The sequence below is a fragment of the Streptomyces niphimycinicus genome (assembly GCF_018883605.1).
GTDB classification, from domain to species: Bacteria; Actinomycetota; Actinomycetes; order Streptomycetales; family Streptomycetaceae; genus Streptomyces; species Streptomyces niphimycinicus.
This window is the reverse complement of sequence record NZ_JAHLEM010000898.1, coordinates 1-1189: the sequence shown is the minus strand read 5'-3', so window position 1 is coordinate 1189 and position 1189 is coordinate 1. Positions and strand designations below refer to the sequence as shown.

1 protein-coding gene is annotated in these 1189 nt (G+C 71.8%); it reads right to left on the bottom strand.

Translation table 11 applies throughout. The features are described from left to right. Nucleotides 1-263 precede the first annotated feature (263 nt). Nucleotides 264-836, bottom strand: coding sequence for a PepSY domain-containing protein (locus KN815_RS45005; RefSeq protein WP_216347585.1), 573 nt, complete (start codon nt 834-836; stop codon nt 264-266). Nucleotides 837-1189: the final 353 nt, after the last annotated feature.

Genomic DNA, 1189 nt, shown 5'->3' with positions numbered 1-1189 from the left:
GCGGGGGTGACGGAGCGGGGGTGACGGGTGCGCAGGACCCCCACCCCTGCGACCCCGCCCCCTCCCACCGTCTCGCGGCTACCCGCTATTCAGCCCCTCCGGCGTTTGAAGAGCGGGGTCCGGGGCGGAGCCCCGGCGGGGGTCCAGGGGGCGGAGCCCCATGGTTTCGGGAAGGGGCGGGGTGGGGGCTGTCCGCCGGAGGCGCCCACGGTCCGCACTCGGTGTGCGGCCCCGGGACCAGGTGTTGGGTGCGCCCCCGCTCCCTAGTCGTCGTCGCCGTCGTCGTCGGACGGGGCCTGCGTGACCTTGCCGGACTGGGCGTTCACGTTCAGGTCGCGCTCCTTGTGGTTCTTGACGGTCTCGACCTCCCACACCGGGGTGCGGTCGCCGTCGAACTCCACAGAGGTCACCGTGGCTCGGGGCGCGGCCTTCCGGGCCGCCTCGGTGGCCGAGACGTCGGCGTTCCGCAGGGCCTTGGCCTCGGCGGCGTCCTCGGCGTCGGTGTCCCTGGCGACGTGCTGGCCGATCACCTTGCCGTTGGCGTCCAGCGTCACCTCGTGCCACTTGCCGTCCTTGCCCAGGACGTCCGCCTCCCAGCGGCCGTGGTCCCGGTCGAGGGAGCCCAGCGTGCCCGGAACCGCCTTCAGGGCGGCGTGGGCGGCATCGGAGAATGACGCACGGGCGGCGGGCGCGTCGGCGGCCCGGGCGGTCAGCGCCTGGGAGACGGTGGACGAGGACGGTGCGCCGTCCGTCCCGTCCTCCGCCACGGCGACGGCCGTACCGCCGCCGATCAGGGCTGCCGCGGCGACGGTGGCGATGACGATGTTGCGCTTCATGAGGGTTTCCTCCCCGGTGTGCTGTTCGGACGTTCACCACCGTCGCGGAGTGATGCTGAAGCTCACCTGAAGCCGCCTGAAGAGATCTTCAGCCTGTTCTTGCGAGGAACCCCAGGGCTTCAGCCCTGGGAGGAATCGCATCCTTGTGGTTGCGGCGCGGAGCGCCGCGGTATCGCTGCTGGGTGCAGGGTCGCGGAGCGGCCGGGGGTCGTCTCCGGCGGAGCCGGAGGGATGGTGCGCGGTGACGGGTTCACCCGGTCGGGTGATCAAGGGGGAACATGCGGTGGGTGGTCGTACGTGTGTGTACGTTGGGTGATCGTGAAGCTGACAGTGCAGGTGAGACTGGTGCCGAC